Raw genomic sequence first — 14,961 nt, 5'->3', positions numbered from 1 at the left:
GTCCAGGGGTGGACGAGTATCCGAGTCCAATACGCAGAAGGAGAGTTTTCCCCCTTCAGCCCCAGATTCAAGCAGATTGACCCCCTTAAGAACCCAGGTGATTGGTCTAAGCACCAACAAGCGCGTACCGCAGCTCTCGATAAACTGTGCGTCGAGGATGACCACTTGGCACTGCAACTCATTCAGTCTTTAGGCGAAGCTGCCTATTGGCGATTCCTTGGAACAGATCCTCGCCCTGATCACGGTGCTTCCCGGTGGGAAATGAAGACCCGCAATCGAGGTGAAGAGTTTGTTTCGCAGAAACTCTTCAAGTATGTCGACGCTCTGAGCGATTGGGATAGCAATGATATTTTAGCCGGGTTGACAGGCCAGCGCGTTGAAGATCCTTTCGGTGAAGATGCTTCCAGGACGCCTTCGGGCTTTACTCCCCCGGCGCGTACAGACTTGGCTCTTGCGTTTGCAGCGCTGATCGGTATTGGTCAATTTCCGGTAAGCGCCCGAACACAGCTCATGGCGCTCACTCCATGTGCGTATCCGGACACGGCACTGCACACGAAGGTAGCCGTGCTTCCCGTGCCGGCCGCTCCTCTGACCCCCGAGAGATTCGAAAGCATTGTGCTTTCTCAGGAGTGGGCGTCCGTGGTCAACGCTTTTGGTGCCGACGAAACCGGTCGAACACCGGAGCGTTTGCTGCACGAGAGCGCCATTACCGCTCTCCAGCAGTTCAACGTACCCGCCGCAGCCGTATTCCGTGTCCACCTCGGAGGCAGCCCCTCAGCCCGGGAGCGTTACTTCGAAGGAGGAAAGGTACGCCTGTTGTGACACGGGAAGAAGATTTTCTGCCAATTAGCCTCGTCCTTCATACAGTGTTTTGCGAGCGAAGGGCCTGGCTCGAGGCAAATGGCGAGTCAACGCTGACATACCAAATGCAGGCCGGGGACTATGCTCACGAAGCGGTCGATACCGTAACTCACTCACGCAAACACCGTTTGACGTCGTACCCCCTGCGCTCAGAGCGTCTCGGCATCGTTGGTAAAGCTGACGTAGTCGAGGTATTCGAGAACAAGGAAGTGGGTCTGGTCGAGCATAAAGCAACACCGGTTCGACGCAAGGCGCAGGTGACTCCGGCGAATCGTCTACAGCTGGCACTACAACGCGAGTGTTTGCGCGATGCAGGCTTTGAAGTCATCGAGCAGGCGATATATTTCACCGACCACCGTCGACGGGTTGACGTGGAGCTTACCGATGAGGACAACCACGCCGCTGCTGAGACAATCGCGCGTACTCGAGAGATCGTTGATTCCACGCATGCGCCTATTCCGCTTCTCGACGATGAACGGTGCTCCCAGTGCTCCCATTTTTCGATTTGCTTACCCGATGAACACCACGGCGGGAACGCGAGACGACGAATCCATGCTGCTGACCCCGATGGTCAGGTCCTACACCTCACTGTGCAGGGATCTCGCGCCAGCATTCGCAAAGGACGGGTCGTCGTAGAAAAATCCGGTGAGAGACTCGCAGACGCACCGCTCGCCCGGGTTCACGGAGTTGTTGTCCATGGCAACATCGACCTGTCTAGTGCCTTGCACCGAAACCTCCTCTGGAACAATGTTCCGGTCGTGTGGTGCTCCTCAACGGGAAGAGTCTACGGATTCTCAAAACCCGCTGACGGACCCAATGGCGGAGCTCGCGTGGAGCAACACGTCCTAAGCAGCCGAGGCTGTCTACCGATTGCGCGTGGAATGGTCCAAGCGAAGATTTGGAACCAGGCAACTCTGCTGCGGAGGAACGGCGACGCACCTGACGTTGTCAGATATCTGCATACAGAAGCCGAGCACGCAGCAAAAGCCGCGGATATACCAGAGTTGTTTGGAATCGAGGGAGACGCCGCTGCACAGTATTTCCGTGAATTCGGGTCAATGTTGCGCCCAGCGCAAATGGAAGCTCTTGGTTGGCAGTGGGAAGGACGACATGGTCGCGGTGCAAGCGATCCGCTCAATATCTTGCTGAATTACAGCTATGGGTTGCTCAGGGCTGAAGTGCTCCGAGCAATTCTCAGCTGTGGATTAGACCCACACGCAGGGTTCTTGCATAGTAGCGGCCGTAACAAGCCAGCGCTCGCACTGGATCTCATGGAAGAATTTCGAGCCCCGCTAGCTGACTCTGTAGTGCTTTCCCTTGTGAATCGGCGTGAGATTAAAGCTAGCGATTTTACCTACGTCAACGGAGCTGCTCGCCTTCGTGACCAGGCGAGAAGAAAAGTGATTGCGGCCTTCGAACGGCGAGTAGAGACGAGCATTCGCCATCCGCTCTTTGGCTACGACGCGACTTGGCGTCGGGTAATAGAAATCCAGGCCAGGATGGTACTCGGCGTAATCACGGGCTCCCAACCATCCTACGAAGGTGTGAAGGTGCGATGAGCCGGGACGATACACGTCGAACGCTTATCTGTTATGACATCATCAATGATCGTCGACGCACACGCATCGCAGATGCACTGTCGGAATTCGGAGACCGGGTGCAGTACAGCGTTTTTGTCGTGGACACCTCACCCGCCAGACTTCTACAAGTGAAGTCCCGCCTGAACACGATTATCGATCCAGGCGAAGACTCCATTCTTTTCTGCGATCTAGGTCGAGTAGCGGAACTGAGTGAAACAAAGTTTGGGTATCTTGGAAAATCACGGGAAGTCACAGACAATGACGCATTGATTCTCTAGCAAAATCGGCAGCATAGTTTCGAGCGCGCCGGTGTCACGCAAAACCCGGTTTGCACTCGCTCAGGGAATCGCCTGATCAGCATCGTGAACTCAATAGTGGATGACTTTTATAGCGCAACGTCTTGTAGGATTGTCGTCACGCTCGCAAAGCGCTAGATTTACCCTGTTCACTGGTGCTGTTTTTCAGCCCCAGTCGCCGTCCTTTACTGGACGGCCTTTCATTGAGGGGCCGGAACGGTGTCCGGGCCGGTCACGCCTGGGAGGTCGCCGTCCTTTACTGGACGGCCTTTCATTGAGGGAGCACTGAGGGCCAGCGGAAAGTGTGGGTCGCGGAGTCGCCGTCCTTTACTGGACGGCCTTTCATTGAGGGGAGACCGGCATCTTCTCCATCGAGGGGCTGACCGAAGCGGTCGCCGTCCTTTACTGGACGGCCTTTCATTGAGGGTTCGACGCCGAATCAACGCGCGTTTTCGGCGTTGTGGTCGCCGTCCTTTACTGGACGGCCTTTCATTGAGGGTTAACGGGGGTGCCGTGTGTGTAGGCCCAGCTCAAGTCGCCGTCCTTTACTGGACGGCCTTTCATTGAGGGCAGTCGAGCCGTGCTGCGGGCGTTGTAGATCCCGAGGTCGCCGTCCTTTACTGGACGGCCTTTCATTGAGGGGACGCCCGATTCCCCGACGGCGGCGCACCGCTCGCCGTGTCGCCGTCCTTTACTGGACGGCCTTTCATTGAGGGGGGGCGCACGCTGCGGCGGTGGCTGCACTTTTGCGAGGGTCGCCGTCCTTTACTGGACGGCCTTTCATTGAGGGAGCAGCAAGAAAGTGGACTACCACAAGCGAAAATTAATGTCGCCGTCCTTTACTGGACGGCCTTTCATTGAGGGTCGGCATTTTGGGTGTGTCAGACGACCTACCGGGCAGTCGCCGTCCTTTACTGGACGGCCTTTCATTGAGGGACCAATGGCGCACCATTGACAGTCCGTCGCGCAGCGTCGCCGTCCTTTACTGGACGGCCTTTCATTGAGGGGAGAGCACGCGGGACTACCAGCTGGTGCCCCTGCACGGTCGCCGTCCTTTACTGGACGGCCTTTCATTGAGGGTACCGCGTCGGAAAAGCTGATTACGGGCCAATCGGACCGTCGCCGTCCTTTACTGGACGGCCTTTCATTGAGGGGGTTCGGTACCTTCGGTGAGCTCGTGGACGAGGATGCGGTCGCCGTCCTTTACTGGACGGCCTTTCATTGAGGGACTCCTGGCCGCGATCCGTATACATTTGTCGAGCCTCGAAGTCGCCGTCCTTTACTGGACGGCCTTTCATTGAGGGCACACCAAGAAGCGCCTGCCGATCAAGTCGCACGTGCGTCGCCGTCCTTTACTGGACGGCCTTTCATTGAGGGAGAATGCAACCGCCTAACCTCGGCGTGTCGCTGGCAAGTCGCCGTCCTTTACTGGACGGCCTTTCATTGAGGGACGTTCACGCGTACATTCTCAGTCGATGTCGCGCGGTCGCCGTCCTTTACTGGACGGCCTTTCATTGAGGGGTGGCTACCGGCACACCGGGGCGGGAGACGCTGACCTGTCGCCGTCCTTTACTGGACGGCCTTTCATTGAGGGGCTTCGACCAGGTCACCGGCTTCTTCGATCAGTGCGTCGCCCTCCTTTACTGGACGGCCTTTCATTGAGGGACGCTGCCACCGAAGCAGAAACTCACCGACGCGCTGTCGCCGTCCTTTACTGGACGGCCTTTCATTGAGGGGACATGCCACGTCCCGGCCCGTTCTGGCGGAGGTAGGTCGCCGTCCTTTACTGGACGGCCTTTCATTGAGGGTCCGGGGTGCCCGGCTCAGGAAGAAAGTCCTCCACCTGTCGCCGTCCTTTACTGGACGGCCTTTCATTGAGGGTGGGAGCACATGCCAGGCGGCGAGCCGTCCATGCACGGTGTCGCCGTCCTTTACGGGACGGCCTTTCATTGAGGGCCGTAAGCAACCGCTCGCTGACTTGGCGGCGTATATGTCGCCGTCCTTTACGGGACGGCCTTTCATTGAGGGCTGCGTGCAGAGCTCGACAAGACCGCACACCGACACGTCGCCGTCCTTTACGGGACGGCCTTTCATTGAGGGGAGAACCCGCTCGAAGCAGGTGATCTCGTCCGGCAGGAGTCGCCATCCTTTACGGGATGGCCTTTCATTGAGGTTCCATGCTGCGGCATTTCGCCCTTGCTAGAAACGTTCGCCGCCCCTCTGTGGGGCGGCCATTCGTTAAGGTCAGCGGCATGAGTCATCCTAGCGACCGCGGGCGCAGCGTCGGAAGTAGGGGAGGAGGTGAGGTGGGGACAACGGGGCGTCGATAAGCGATGGCCCCTGCGGTAGCGTTGGGAGCATGCATGATGACATGGCACCGAAACCCGAAGACCTCTCTATCGACGCGCCGCCGGCGGTGCGCGCGCAGCTGACGCACCGCACGATTCGCGAGTTCACCGACCAGCCCGTCAGCGACGAGACGCTGGAGACGCTGTACCGCGTGGCCATGCGCACGGCGAGCTCGCGCGGGATGCAGCACGCCAGCGTGATCCGGGTGACGGATCCGGAGCTGCGGGGGCGGCTGGCGGAGATCGGTAATCAGGAGTACGTCAAGCGCGCGCCGGTGTACCTGCTGTTCATCGTGGATTCCGCGCGCAACGCCGCCATCCTGCGCGAACAGGGCTACGACCCGAGTGGCGCGGGCAAGACGAAGGTGTTCGTGGAGGGGTTTACCGACGCGTGCCTCATGGCGCAAAACGTGGTCAACGCCGCCGAATCGCTCGGGCTCGGCGCGAACTTCCTGGGCAATATCCACAACGACACGGCCGCGGTGATCGAGACGCTGAAGCTGCCGCGTTACACGTTCCCCGTCGTCGGCCTCACGCTCGGCTGGCCGGGGCAAAACCCGCAGCTCAAGCCGCGCATGGCGCCGGAGTTCCGCGTCATGGAGAACGGCTACCAGCACCGCACGAGCTGGTCCGAGGCGCTCGCGGACTATGACCAGGAGATGACCACGTACTACGACCTCCGCAACGCCAACCAGCGCGTGGACAGCTACATCAACCAGGTGGTCAAGCAGCTCACGCCCAAGCGCGAGCTTCTCGACGAATCGTTGCAGGCCGCCCGCTGGCAAGGATTCATCATTTAATGCGGATCTACACACTCGGGTTTTCGCACAAAAGCGCCGAAGAGTTCTTCGACATCCTGCGCGAGTCCGGCGCCCGGCGCGTAGTGGACATCCGCCGCTCCAACACGAACCAACTCGCCGGTTTTACCAAAAAGGACGACCTTCGTTACTTCCTCAAGGTCATCCTGGACATGCCGTACACGCACGAGGTGTCGCTCGCGCCCAGCGCCGACCTCATGCACGCCTACCGGCACGACGAGATCGAGTTCGAGGAGTTCTCGCGCAAGCTCCGCGCGGAGTACGACGACGGCGAGGTTTCGTCGCTCGATCGCCAGCTTTTCAGCGACGCCGTGCTCCTCTGCTCCGAGGCCGACCCCAGCACCTGCCACCGGCTCGTCGCCGCCGAGTACCTCGCCGACGCGTGGGACGACGTGGAGGTCGTACACCTGTAACTTAGTGGCGTTCGCCGGTGAGCATGCTGAGCAGGAGCACGTTGCCCTCCTCCGGGGCGCTGTCTGGGCAGTACACCGCGTGCGGCACGTAGGCGCGCAGGTGAACGACCTCGCCCGGCTGCAGCGGGAACCGGTCGCCGCCGCACTCGAACTCAAGCGATCCGCTGACGCACTGCAACATGCGCTTGACCGCTGGGCGCGCGCCGCCCGGCTTCGGTTCCACGGCGTTCACGGTATCGATGCGCGTTGCGCGGTCGGCATCGTCGGTGGAGTCGGTGTCGCCGAACACCTCCGGGCGATTGACGGGGAGATCCTGGTTCATCGCTGCTCCTGGGGTGGTTTCTGGATTTGTGGGTAATTTTACCGGGTCGAGGCGTGGAATATCGGGGAGTGTGGGCAGTGTGGTTGGCGGAGCTGGTGGGGCTGGCCGCAAATGGAGCTAGCGCCGTCTGGGTGGCGGCCTCGGTTGCCGGCGAAACGTCACACCCAGCCGTTGTCCTCAGCAAGCCGGGCCGCCTCGAAACGGTTTCCGGCACCCGTCTTGGCAATGATGCTGGACACATGGTTGCGCACCGTGCCGGAGGAAAGGTGCAGCGTGGCGGCGACGTCGGAGGCGCCGAGGCCCCGGAGCAGGAGGCGGGTCACGTCTTGTTCGCGGTCTGTGAGTGGATTGTTCGGCGCGAAGAGGCTTTCGCTGGCGAGATGGGGGTCGATGACTCGGTAGCCGGCGTGGACGCGGCGGATGGCGCAGGCCAGTTCCTCAGGCGGGGTGTCCTTCACCACGAACCCGTCAACGCCCGCGTCCAAGGCCCGCTTCACGTAGCCGGGGCGACCGAAGGTGGTGACGATGAGCGTGCGACAGGGGTGACTGGCGAGGTCGGCGGCGACGTCGAGGCCGTTGCGGCCGGGGAGTTCGATGTCCAGGAGTGCGACGTCGATAGGCGATTGCTCAAGCAGCCCCGCAACTTCGGTGCCGGTGGAGCATTGGGAGACGACCTCGATGTCCGGTTCGGCGCCGAGGAGCGCGACGAGTGCGCCGAGGACGAGCGCCTGGTCTTCGGCGATGAGGACGCGGATCATGGGCGGCCCATCGACAGGGTGACTGTAGTGCGCCCCGGCTCGCGGGTGATGAGGAGCGCGCCCTCGGTGGCGCGGGACCGCAGGCCGGCCAGACCGCCGGTGTGGTCGGCGGGGGCGGCAGCGAAGCCGGCGCCGTCGTCGGCAACCGTGAGCGTATCGGGGGTCAGCGTGACCCAGCAGTTGCGAGCTCCAGAGTGGCGGATCACGTTCGTGGTTAGCTCGCGCAGCGCCCAGGAGAAGAGGGCATCGTGGTTCGTGGGCGCGCACTCGGGCAGGTGGGCGGCTATCCCGCTGGTGGACAGCGCCCGGCGCGCAGCCTCCAGCTCGCCGGCGAGGGTGGGCGTGCGCATGCGGGTGACGGTAGCGCGGACCTCAGCGAGGGATTGGCGGGACAGCTGCGCAATCTCCGCGAGTTCGTGTTTTGCCTGTTCGGGATCATTATCGACGGCCCGGCGAGCCACCTCCGATTTCAGGTTGATCACGGTGAGTGTGTGACCGAGGAGATCGTGGACGTCGGTGGCGATGTCCTCGCGCTGGCGAGCCAGGTCCAGGTCACGCTCGAGCTCGGTGGTGGCTTCCTTGCGGCGCGTGAGCACGCCGAGGACCAGCACCAAGAGTGGTAGTCCGAATGCGATGATGGCGGTACCGGGGGCGTCGGCAGGCGAAGTGCGCCACACCACCGCGAGGACGACGGTACCGGTGGCCAGGATCGCGGGCAGCGCGGCTCGGACGGGCGCGAGATACGCCAGTAGGGCGCCCAAGTACGGCACGAAGATCACTGCCCACACGCCGAACACGGGGATCGACGCCAGCGCAACAAGCACCAGTAGAGCCCAGCGCGCAGCCACGCGACTGCGGCTAGACCAGCCGCGCGGGAAGTAGGAGGCGGAGCCGATACTGAACAGGTAGGCGACACAGAAGATGAGGACGACACCGGCCTCTGCCGAGAGGAACTCGGGCGCGTGCGCATGATCCGCGGTCACGGCGATGATGGCGGGCGCGAGGAACACCAGCCACACGCCGGCAAACAGGGTGTTGCTGGTGTTGAAGCCACGCAACGGCGCAGACAACACCCCGGCTACTTCCGGTTCTTGTCGCGGCGTCGGAGGAGCAACACCGCGGTGACGAACACCGTTGTCCATACCGCGATGTTAGCCCAGGCCCACCACATTGGGTCGGTGGTTGTACCGTTGGCCAGCAGCTGCGTGCCGCGCGAGACAGGCCAACGCGCCAGCGCCGCCGCGCCATACATCGGGGTGAAGCGGCCGATTTCCAGCAGTGGCTCCTTCAGCGGAATGAACAGGTTGCCGGCAAAACTGAGCAAGACTATCGACGTCGACGCTATCGCCACCGTATTACTCCCCGGCACCGCCATCGCGCAGGCCATCCCATAGAACCCGAAGGGGATGCACACCAGTACGCAGGTGATGAACGCGAGGAGCCACAGGTGCGGCTGCATCTCCGCCCTGGTCAGCGCCCCGACGATAAAGACGGCGGCGATGGGCAAGATGGCGCGCAACGCCACGTTGCACATGTTGGACAGCGTGAGCTGCCACGGGCGCAGCGGGGTGAGCGCCAGCTGCCGGGACCAGCCACTCTCCGCCTCGGTGATCGTGGACCCCGCGGCGCCGACGGCGCCGGTGACGCCCGCGTAAACCGCCATCCCCAGCATGACCAGGGCGGAGATGTTTCCGCCGTTGACCGGCTCGTCGGCGTAATCGTCCATTGCGCCGAACAAGAGGTAGAAGAAGATGGGTAGAACTACGCTGAAGACCAGGACGGTGAGCTCTCGGCGCAGGCGAAGCAGGTCGTGGCCGATGTAGGACAGGGTGTTGGAAAACGTCGGGGTGTGCGTGGTGGTCATGGGTCACTCCGTTTGGTTGGCGTTCTTGCGCGTGAGCTCGAGGAACGTGTCCTCGAGGGTGTGGGCAACGATGGTGAGATTGCAGGCGTCGGTGCAGGTAAGCAGGGCGCGAGCGAGCGAGTCGGCGTCGGCGGTGCGCACGCGCAGGATATTGCCGTCGCGCTCCAGCTCCGCGTCGGCCGGTAGGTGGAGGTCGTCGGGGATGCCCGCGGGGAACTCGGCGGTGAGCAGGCGGGTGGGGGAGGTGGCCAGGAGGGTGTGCGAGGGGGCGTCGATAAGCACTTGGCCCTGGTCGAGGAGGATGACGCGCTCGCTGAACTGGTCGGCTTCTTCGAGGTAGTGGGTGGCGAAAATGATGGTGCGCCCAGCGGCGGCCTCGAGTCGCATCGCGTCCCAAAATGCGTGGCGCGCGCCGGCGTCCATCCCGGCGGTGGGCTCGTCCAGGATGATGATGTCCGGGTCGCCCAGCAAGGCGAGCGCGAACCGGAGTCGCTGGCGCTCGCCGCCAGAGCACTTGCCGACGCGACGCCTCAGAATCGGTTCCAGATTCGCCCGCTCGACGACGCTATCCAGCGGCCGGTGCGTGGGGAACGCCGCGGCGACCAGGTTGAGCGTGTCCTTGACGGTGATGTCCGTGAGCAGGCCTCCCGTTTGCATCACTGCGCCGATGCGCGCGTTCCCCGTAGCCTGCTTGGGCGTGCCGCCAAGAACGCTCACCTGGCCCGACGTGGCCGTGGTGAGCCCCAGGATGATGTCGATGAGCGTGGACTTACCCGCGCCGTTCGTCCCTAGCAGAGCGACGATCTCGCCGACACGGATGTCGAAGGAAACGCCGCGCAGCGCGTGGACCGGATGCTTGCCACGCGGAGTGAACGTCTTCGTCACGTCCGCGACGTGGATGGCGACGGGGCGGGAGCTGGGAGCGACTGCTGTGGTGGACATGATTCGCAGCCTATGTATGGGCGACTCGGCGCACACTGGTTTTTGTCATGAGGTGGGCATGACAATTGTCATGGGCGAGTGCGGGGGGCGCGCCGGCCGGTACTGTGAGGGGTGTTCGAAGCGTTGCCGCGCCCGGCGCGGCCTCGCCGGCCCTCCCGAAAGGACCAGCACATGAGCAGCAAGAACCCGAATCCGTACAAGAACTTCTCGTACCAGCCGAGTTCGAACCAGCCCGGGGCCGGCGGGTCCGGTGTGTTCGGGCCTGGCGAGTTCGGGTCGGGGCAGCACTGGCGCGACGACGTCCCTTCCGACCCGGAGGAAAGAACGCTGTTTGAGTTCAAGAACTGGTGGGTCGTCATCGTGTTGGCGCTGGCGGTGGCCGGGGCGATCGGGTTGATCTACACCTCGATGACCGATGGGCCCGGCGGGGCGGAGACTACGGAGGGTCGGGAACAGTCGCCGACGGCAGAGGCTGAGTTCCCGAATTTCGGGGCGGTGGATGAGCGGATTTCGCAAGCCAAGGAGGCGGGCGAGGAGCCCGCCATGTACCGTCCGGACGATTACGACCCAAGATCCGGGGTGCAGGATCCGGTTCCGGTGAGTCCGAGGGGGATGGAGGCTCCGTCGAAAAGCGCCTTCGAGCTCACGCCACTCGAGGCCGGCGAGGTGGCGAACGTCGGGGGCTTGCGCATCGGCGTCGGGCCGGTGCGCGACATGGGGAAATACGGCGAGGACAGCTTCCTTTGCAACGACGTGTCGATCCTCAACATGACCAATGACGAGCTGTGGATTTCCAAGAGCGACTTCGTGCTCACCATGCCGAGCGGGAAGACCGTGGAGCCCAGCTACGCGCCCGGTTTCAACCACTTGAACTTGACGTTTGAGCACGGGCAAACCAACAGCGGGGTGCTGTGCTTCAAGGCGGAGGCGGAGCCGGGGGCGTACACGGTGAATTTCGCGCCGCGCCCGCTGCACGCGACGCTCGCAGCGTGGAAGTCTGGGATGGGCGGGTAGTTGGCTGGCTTGGCTGGCTTGGCTGGCGTTTCGTGGGCGTTGCGTGGGCGTTTCACCAGGCCAGGCGACAGGGGCGGCGCTGGTGCAAACGGAGCTAGCTCCATCTAGGGTTTCTGGTTTCTCGCGACCTGGGGTCTTACCCTCGAGTCCGGTGTAAACGGAGCTAGCGCCGTTTGATCATAGGCGCCGCCTCCGCTCTGCAAACTCGTCCAGCAACTCGAGCACGTCGGGGGCTCGCCACGAACGCGTCCGCTTATCCAGTTGTGCCCCGACTACAATGCCAGCTCGTTCGAGAGTTTCCAGCGCATTTCCCGCTGAGACCAGAGACGCTCCAAGCTCGTCGACCACGATGCGTGTCGTAAGCACTGGACGCTGCAAAAGCAACGGCAAGACCTTCCACGCCAGGGCGTCGGAGCGGGCAGTCAGCTGCTGCCGCCACTCCCCCAGCACCGAGTCCAACTCATGCGCAATCCACGTCCCATGTTCAACAGCCTCGAGCGCACTTGCTGCGAACAGCGCCACGATCTGATCGGCGTCGCCTTGCCGGTATGCGTCCAACGCAGCAAAGTAGTCATCAACACGGGACAGCAAACCTGCAGAGATCGGCACCGGCCCGTTCACGCTAAGCCCTCTCGACTTCAGCAACACGTGTACCAGCGCACGCCCCGTGCGCCCGTTGCCGTCAGCAAAGGGGTGAATCGTTTCAAGCTGGGCGTGCGCGATCGCCGCCTGCGCCAGCACCGGGACATCGCGGCGAGCCATGAAGGCTTCTAAATCCTCCAACAGTGCTGGAACATGCTTTTGGTGTGGCGGCACAAAAAGTGCACCACCCGGATGGTGATCATCCGGCCCACCGATCCACACCGCTTGCTCGCGCAACTTACCCGCGATCTCGGGCGCGGAGTCCTGCAGAAGCACGCTATGCATTGCCAATAGCGTCCTAGTCGTCGCTGAATCGACCTCAATCGCGCGCTGCATCTGCCGAACATTCGCCACGATCAACTTGGCGTTCGCGGACCCGGCGCCGGAAAGTTCAGCTTCAAAAATTTTCCTAGACGAGGAGGTCAGCTGTTCGATTCTGCTCGATGCCACCGACTCCCCGCGCAGCAATAATGGAATGAACGGAAAAAGATCTGTGGCATGCGTAGCGTCATAGCGCGTCACTGCAATAGTCGCTTTATCCGCTGCGGCAAGTGTCTCAGGACGAAGCTGCACTTCTTCGCCAGCGATATGCGGCACGATAGCGCTCTCGTATTGGCTGGGCGTGCGCAGCTGAGCGCGCCTCGACAGGTTCTCAGCCACAGCACGCCACGGCAATGTCTCAAAAGAGATACTTGGCCAACTCATGAAGCAAAGTTAGCACGCGAAGCTTTATAATTTTACTCGACGTTAAAGCTTATTGGCCTAAGTTTTGACATCTACAAAAACCCTAAAGTTTATTCCGCTACCCTCCGACAGCATCGTAAAGCTTGCTTACTAGCTATTGGTCAAAGCACCTCAATCTACGCTTTCCTCGAGCTGAAAATGGAGCTAACTCCGCTTGCAACCCCCCTCATCGCTACGGTGGCGTGTGGACCAGACCAAATCGCACGCTGTGCAAAGGACCTCGCATGACACTGCACCAGAGCCACGTTCAACCGCCAACCGACAACGCCCGCACCGACGTCGCCGTCATCGGCGGCGGATTCGCCGGCACCGCCGCAGCGATCACCCTCGCGCGCGCCAACCGCCAGGTCACGCTCATCGACGCAGGCCAGCCCCGCAATCGCTTCAGCGAACACGCCCACGGCATCCTCGGCATGGACGGCGTTCCGCCGATGGAGCTGCGCGATCGGGGCCTCGCCGAGTTCCAATCCTTCGGCGGCACCCTCGTGCGCGCCACCGCGGACGCCCTCTCCCCCGCCGACAGCGGCTGGCGCACCATGCTCTCCACCGGCGAGGCGCTCCGCTCCCGTCACGTTCTCGTCGCCACTGGCATCACCGACCGCCTCCCCGACGTCCCTGGCCTGCGGGAACTGTGGGGCACGCGCGTCTTCCACTGCCCCTACTGCCACGGCTGGGAGGTCCGCGGCCGCAGCATCGCGCTGATCGGCGGCGCGAACCCGCCGTTTACGGTGAACGTCGCAAAGCTTTTGACCAAGTGGACCGACCGCCTCACCTTCTTCCCCAACGGGCTTTCGCTTGACGACGCCACCCGCCACCTCCTCCACGCCCTCGGCGCCACCATCAACGACGCCCCGGTCACCCGCGTGGCCCCCGACGCCGACTCCGCAACCGGCGTGGTCGTGCGCGCCGGCGACGACGCCACCGCGTTCGACGCCTGCTTCACCGGGCCCGACTTCCTCCCCAACGACGCGCTGCTCAAGCAGGCCGGCTGCGCTACCGTCGACGGCACGGCTGACGGCTGGGTGCGGGTGGACGGCGGTGGGACGTCGATAAGCGGGCTCTGGGCCGCGGGCAACGTGGTGAGCTCGCCGGACCAGGTGTCGCAGGCGATGGGCGCGGGCGCGGCCGTGGGCATCAAGGTGGACCAGGCGATGCTGGCGGAGGATGTCGCGGGGCTGTAGGCGCGGGTGCGCTTGTCCAGCTGCGCTGCGCAGGCTGGATTGCGACGCAATTTTACCGTGAGAAGTTTTGAGGTTTCGGGAAACGTGAAACTTTAGGGGCCTAAGGTTTCACGTTTTGCCAGACGCGAAAGGTTAAGCCACCAAAGTTTAAGGTTCTCGCAGCGGCTGGCCTCATGGGGTACACCACTCCGGGTTTCCCCACTTCGCTGCCGCACCGAGTAGATCGGTCGCGAGCTCCGCACTGTGGAAGCGCCGGTACATCGTGCCTCCGTGCCGCATCATCCGGACGTTGAGGGCGTACGCGCTCTCCACCATCGCGTCGCGAGCAGGGAAATCCTCTGTACCTGCGAGGATGTCGTACAGGAAGTAGGCGTTGAAGGTCCACCGCGTTGTTTCCGCAATCGGGTAGTCGACCTCGTCGACCTGCCAGCCGTCGTGGTCCCCGTAGTATTTCTGCAGATCCTCGTTCCGCTCGGTGTTGATCCACACCTGCGGATGCTCTCCGTCGTACATCTCCCCGACCATCACCTCGATGTTCCCCGTGCTGATGCAGAAGGTGCGGAAGTAGTCGCGCTGCCGATTGGTCGAGGGCATTACCGTCGCGGTCCAGAGCTTTCCTTCTGTGGCCACCGGGTCCGGAATCGTCTCATGAATAAACCACCCGGCGATCTCGCGGGTGAAGAAGTAGTCGGGACGGCGAGCAAGTTTGAAAAACTTTGCTCGGGAAGCCGGCTGCACGAGATCAGACACCGCCGTCCGCTTCGAACGGTCCCACGGCAGGGATACGCTGTTGCCTTCGGTCACCTCGATGACGTAGTCTTTGTCGCCGCGCGGCCGCTTCGTATCCACCACGTTGCGCACCGGGCTCACGCGTTCGGTCTCTGCGATGAGGATGCGCTCTGCCGCCAGCAGCGGTTCGGGCTCGGGCACCGGGAAGAATTCGAGACCAACGATGTCATCCCATCGACGGTGGTGGTTAGCAAACCTTCGGACAACGTCTACGGCCTGCCCGACGTACGCCTCACCGTTTTCAAAGCTTAGCCGATAGATCCCGCGTTTTTCCTTCCCCGCGAACAGGATCGCGACCGAATCGAGGTCATCCACCTGATACGCCGTGCCACGGAAAGACGCCTGCTCAAACTCGATGCTCATGTTCCGAGCATGTCACGGATAGCAGG

Annotated in this window: 14 protein-coding genes and 1 CRISPR repeat array; of the genes, 7 read left to right on the top strand and 7 right to left on the bottom strand. The window is 62.4% G+C overall.

The window, feature by feature from the left end; all coding sequences use genetic code 11:
- Positions 1-165: 165 nt before the first annotated feature.
- From CKJ84_RS12395 to CKJ84_RS00780, 5 genes are all read left to right on the top strand, one after another.
- Positions 166-822, top strand: a complete 657-nt coding sequence (locus CKJ84_RS12395; RefSeq protein ID WP_233125429.1) for a hypothetical protein — start codon at positions 166-168, stop codon at positions 820-822.
- Positions 819-2,420 carry a CRISPR-associated endonuclease Cas1 gene (gene cas1, locus CKJ84_RS00795; RefSeq protein ID WP_233125428.1) on the top strand — a complete coding sequence of 534 codons (1,602 nt, stop codon included), beginning with the start codon at positions 819-821 and terminating at the stop codon, positions 2,418-2,420. Before CKJ84_RS12395 ends, cas1 begins: the two co-directional genes overlap by 4 nt.
- Complete coding sequence (gene cas2, locus CKJ84_RS00790; RefSeq protein ID WP_095545638.1) at positions 2,417-2,719, top strand: CRISPR-associated endonuclease Cas2; 303 nt, start codon at positions 2,417-2,419, stop codon at positions 2,717-2,719. The genes cas1 and cas2 overlap by 4 nt, the downstream gene beginning before the upstream one ends.
- A 192-nt stretch (positions 2,720-2,911) precedes the next feature.
- Positions 2,912-4,911: direct repeats of the CRISPR family, unit length 36 nt; unit sequence GTCGCCGTCCTTTACTGGACGGCCTTTCATTGAGGG.
- Between the two features lie 197 nt (positions 4,912-5,108).
- Entirely contained in the window at positions 5,109-5,885 is a 777-nt protein-coding gene (locus CKJ84_RS00785; RefSeq protein ID WP_095545637.1) for an NADPH-dependent oxidoreductase, read from the top strand.
- Entirely contained in the window at positions 5,885-6,316 is a 432-nt protein-coding gene (locus CKJ84_RS00780; protein WP_095545636.1) for a DUF488 family protein, read from the top strand. Before CKJ84_RS00785 ends, CKJ84_RS00780 begins: the two co-directional genes overlap by 1 nt.
- Position 6,317: 1 nt before the next feature.
- Here CKJ84_RS00780 and CKJ84_RS00775 read toward each other — a convergent pair whose 3' ends face one another.
- The 5 genes from CKJ84_RS00775 to CKJ84_RS00755 all read right to left on the bottom strand — a co-directional run bounded on the left by CKJ84_RS00775 (position 6,318) and on the right by CKJ84_RS00755 (position 10,202).
- On the bottom strand, positions 6,318-6,638 hold the full coding sequence (locus CKJ84_RS00775) for a LuxR family transcriptional regulator (RefSeq protein ID WP_233125427.1): 321 nt from the start codon (positions 6,636-6,638) through the stop codon (positions 6,318-6,320).
- Between the two features lie 158 nt (positions 6,639-6,796).
- A complete protein-coding gene (locus CKJ84_RS00770; RefSeq protein WP_095545635.1) occupies positions 6,797-7,396 on the bottom strand; it encodes a DNA-binding response regulator in 600 nt (199 codons plus the stop codon).
- Positions 7,393-8,469 carry a sensor histidine kinase gene (locus CKJ84_RS00765; protein ID WP_369801141.1) on the bottom strand — a complete coding sequence of 359 codons (1,077 nt, stop codon included), beginning with the start codon at positions 8,467-8,469 and terminating at the stop codon, positions 7,393-7,395. Before CKJ84_RS00765 ends, CKJ84_RS00770 begins: the two co-directional genes overlap by 4 nt.
- A 5-nt stretch (positions 8,470-8,474) precedes the next feature.
- A complete protein-coding gene (locus CKJ84_RS00760) occupies positions 8,475-9,260 on the bottom strand; it encodes an ABC transporter permease (RefSeq protein WP_095545633.1) in 786 nt (261 codons plus the stop codon).
- A 3-nt stretch (positions 9,261-9,263) separates the two neighbouring features.
- Complete coding sequence (locus tag CKJ84_RS00755) at positions 9,264-10,202, bottom strand: ABC transporter ATP-binding protein (protein ID WP_095545632.1); 939 nt, start codon at positions 10,200-10,202, stop codon at positions 9,264-9,266.
- Between the two features lie 171 nt (positions 10,203-10,373).
- Here CKJ84_RS00755 and CKJ84_RS00750 point away from each other — a divergent pair, with 171 nt between their 5' ends.
- The gene (locus CKJ84_RS00750; protein ID WP_095545631.1) at positions 10,374-11,216 is read left to right on the top strand and encodes a hypothetical protein; all 843 of its coding nucleotides are present in this window, start codon (positions 10,374-10,376) and stop codon (positions 11,214-11,216) included.
- Between the two features lie 177 nt (positions 11,217-11,393).
- On the opposite strand, the gene CKJ84_RS00745 is transcribed toward CKJ84_RS00750, so the two are convergent.
- The gene (locus CKJ84_RS00745; protein WP_233125425.1) at positions 11,394-12,518 is read right to left on the bottom strand and encodes a Fic family protein; all 1,125 of its coding nucleotides are present in this window, start codon (positions 12,516-12,518) and stop codon (positions 11,394-11,396) included.
- A gap of 308 nt (positions 12,519-12,826) precedes the next feature.
- Between CKJ84_RS00745 and CKJ84_RS00740 the strand changes: the two genes are divergently transcribed.
- Positions 12,827-13,783, top strand: coding sequence for an NAD(P)/FAD-dependent oxidoreductase (locus CKJ84_RS00740; protein ID WP_095545629.1), 957 nt, complete (start codon positions 12,827-12,829; stop codon positions 13,781-13,783).
- A gap of 171 nt (positions 13,784-13,954) precedes the next feature.
- On the opposite strand, the gene CKJ84_RS00735 is transcribed toward CKJ84_RS00740, so the two are convergent.
- Entirely contained in the window at positions 13,955-14,935 is a 981-nt protein-coding gene (locus CKJ84_RS00735) for a GIY-YIG nuclease family protein (RefSeq protein WP_095545628.1), read from the bottom strand.
- Positions 14,936-14,961 lie beyond the last annotated feature (26 nt).

Origin of the sequence: Corynebacterium sp. NML 120412 (assembly GCF_002285155.1) — a bacterium.
GTDB classification, from domain to species: Bacteria; Actinomycetota; Actinomycetes; order Mycobacteriales; family Mycobacteriaceae; genus Corynebacterium; species Corynebacterium gottingense.
Note: the sequence above shows the minus strand (reverse complement) of the source record. Positions and strands in the feature narration are given on the sequence as shown.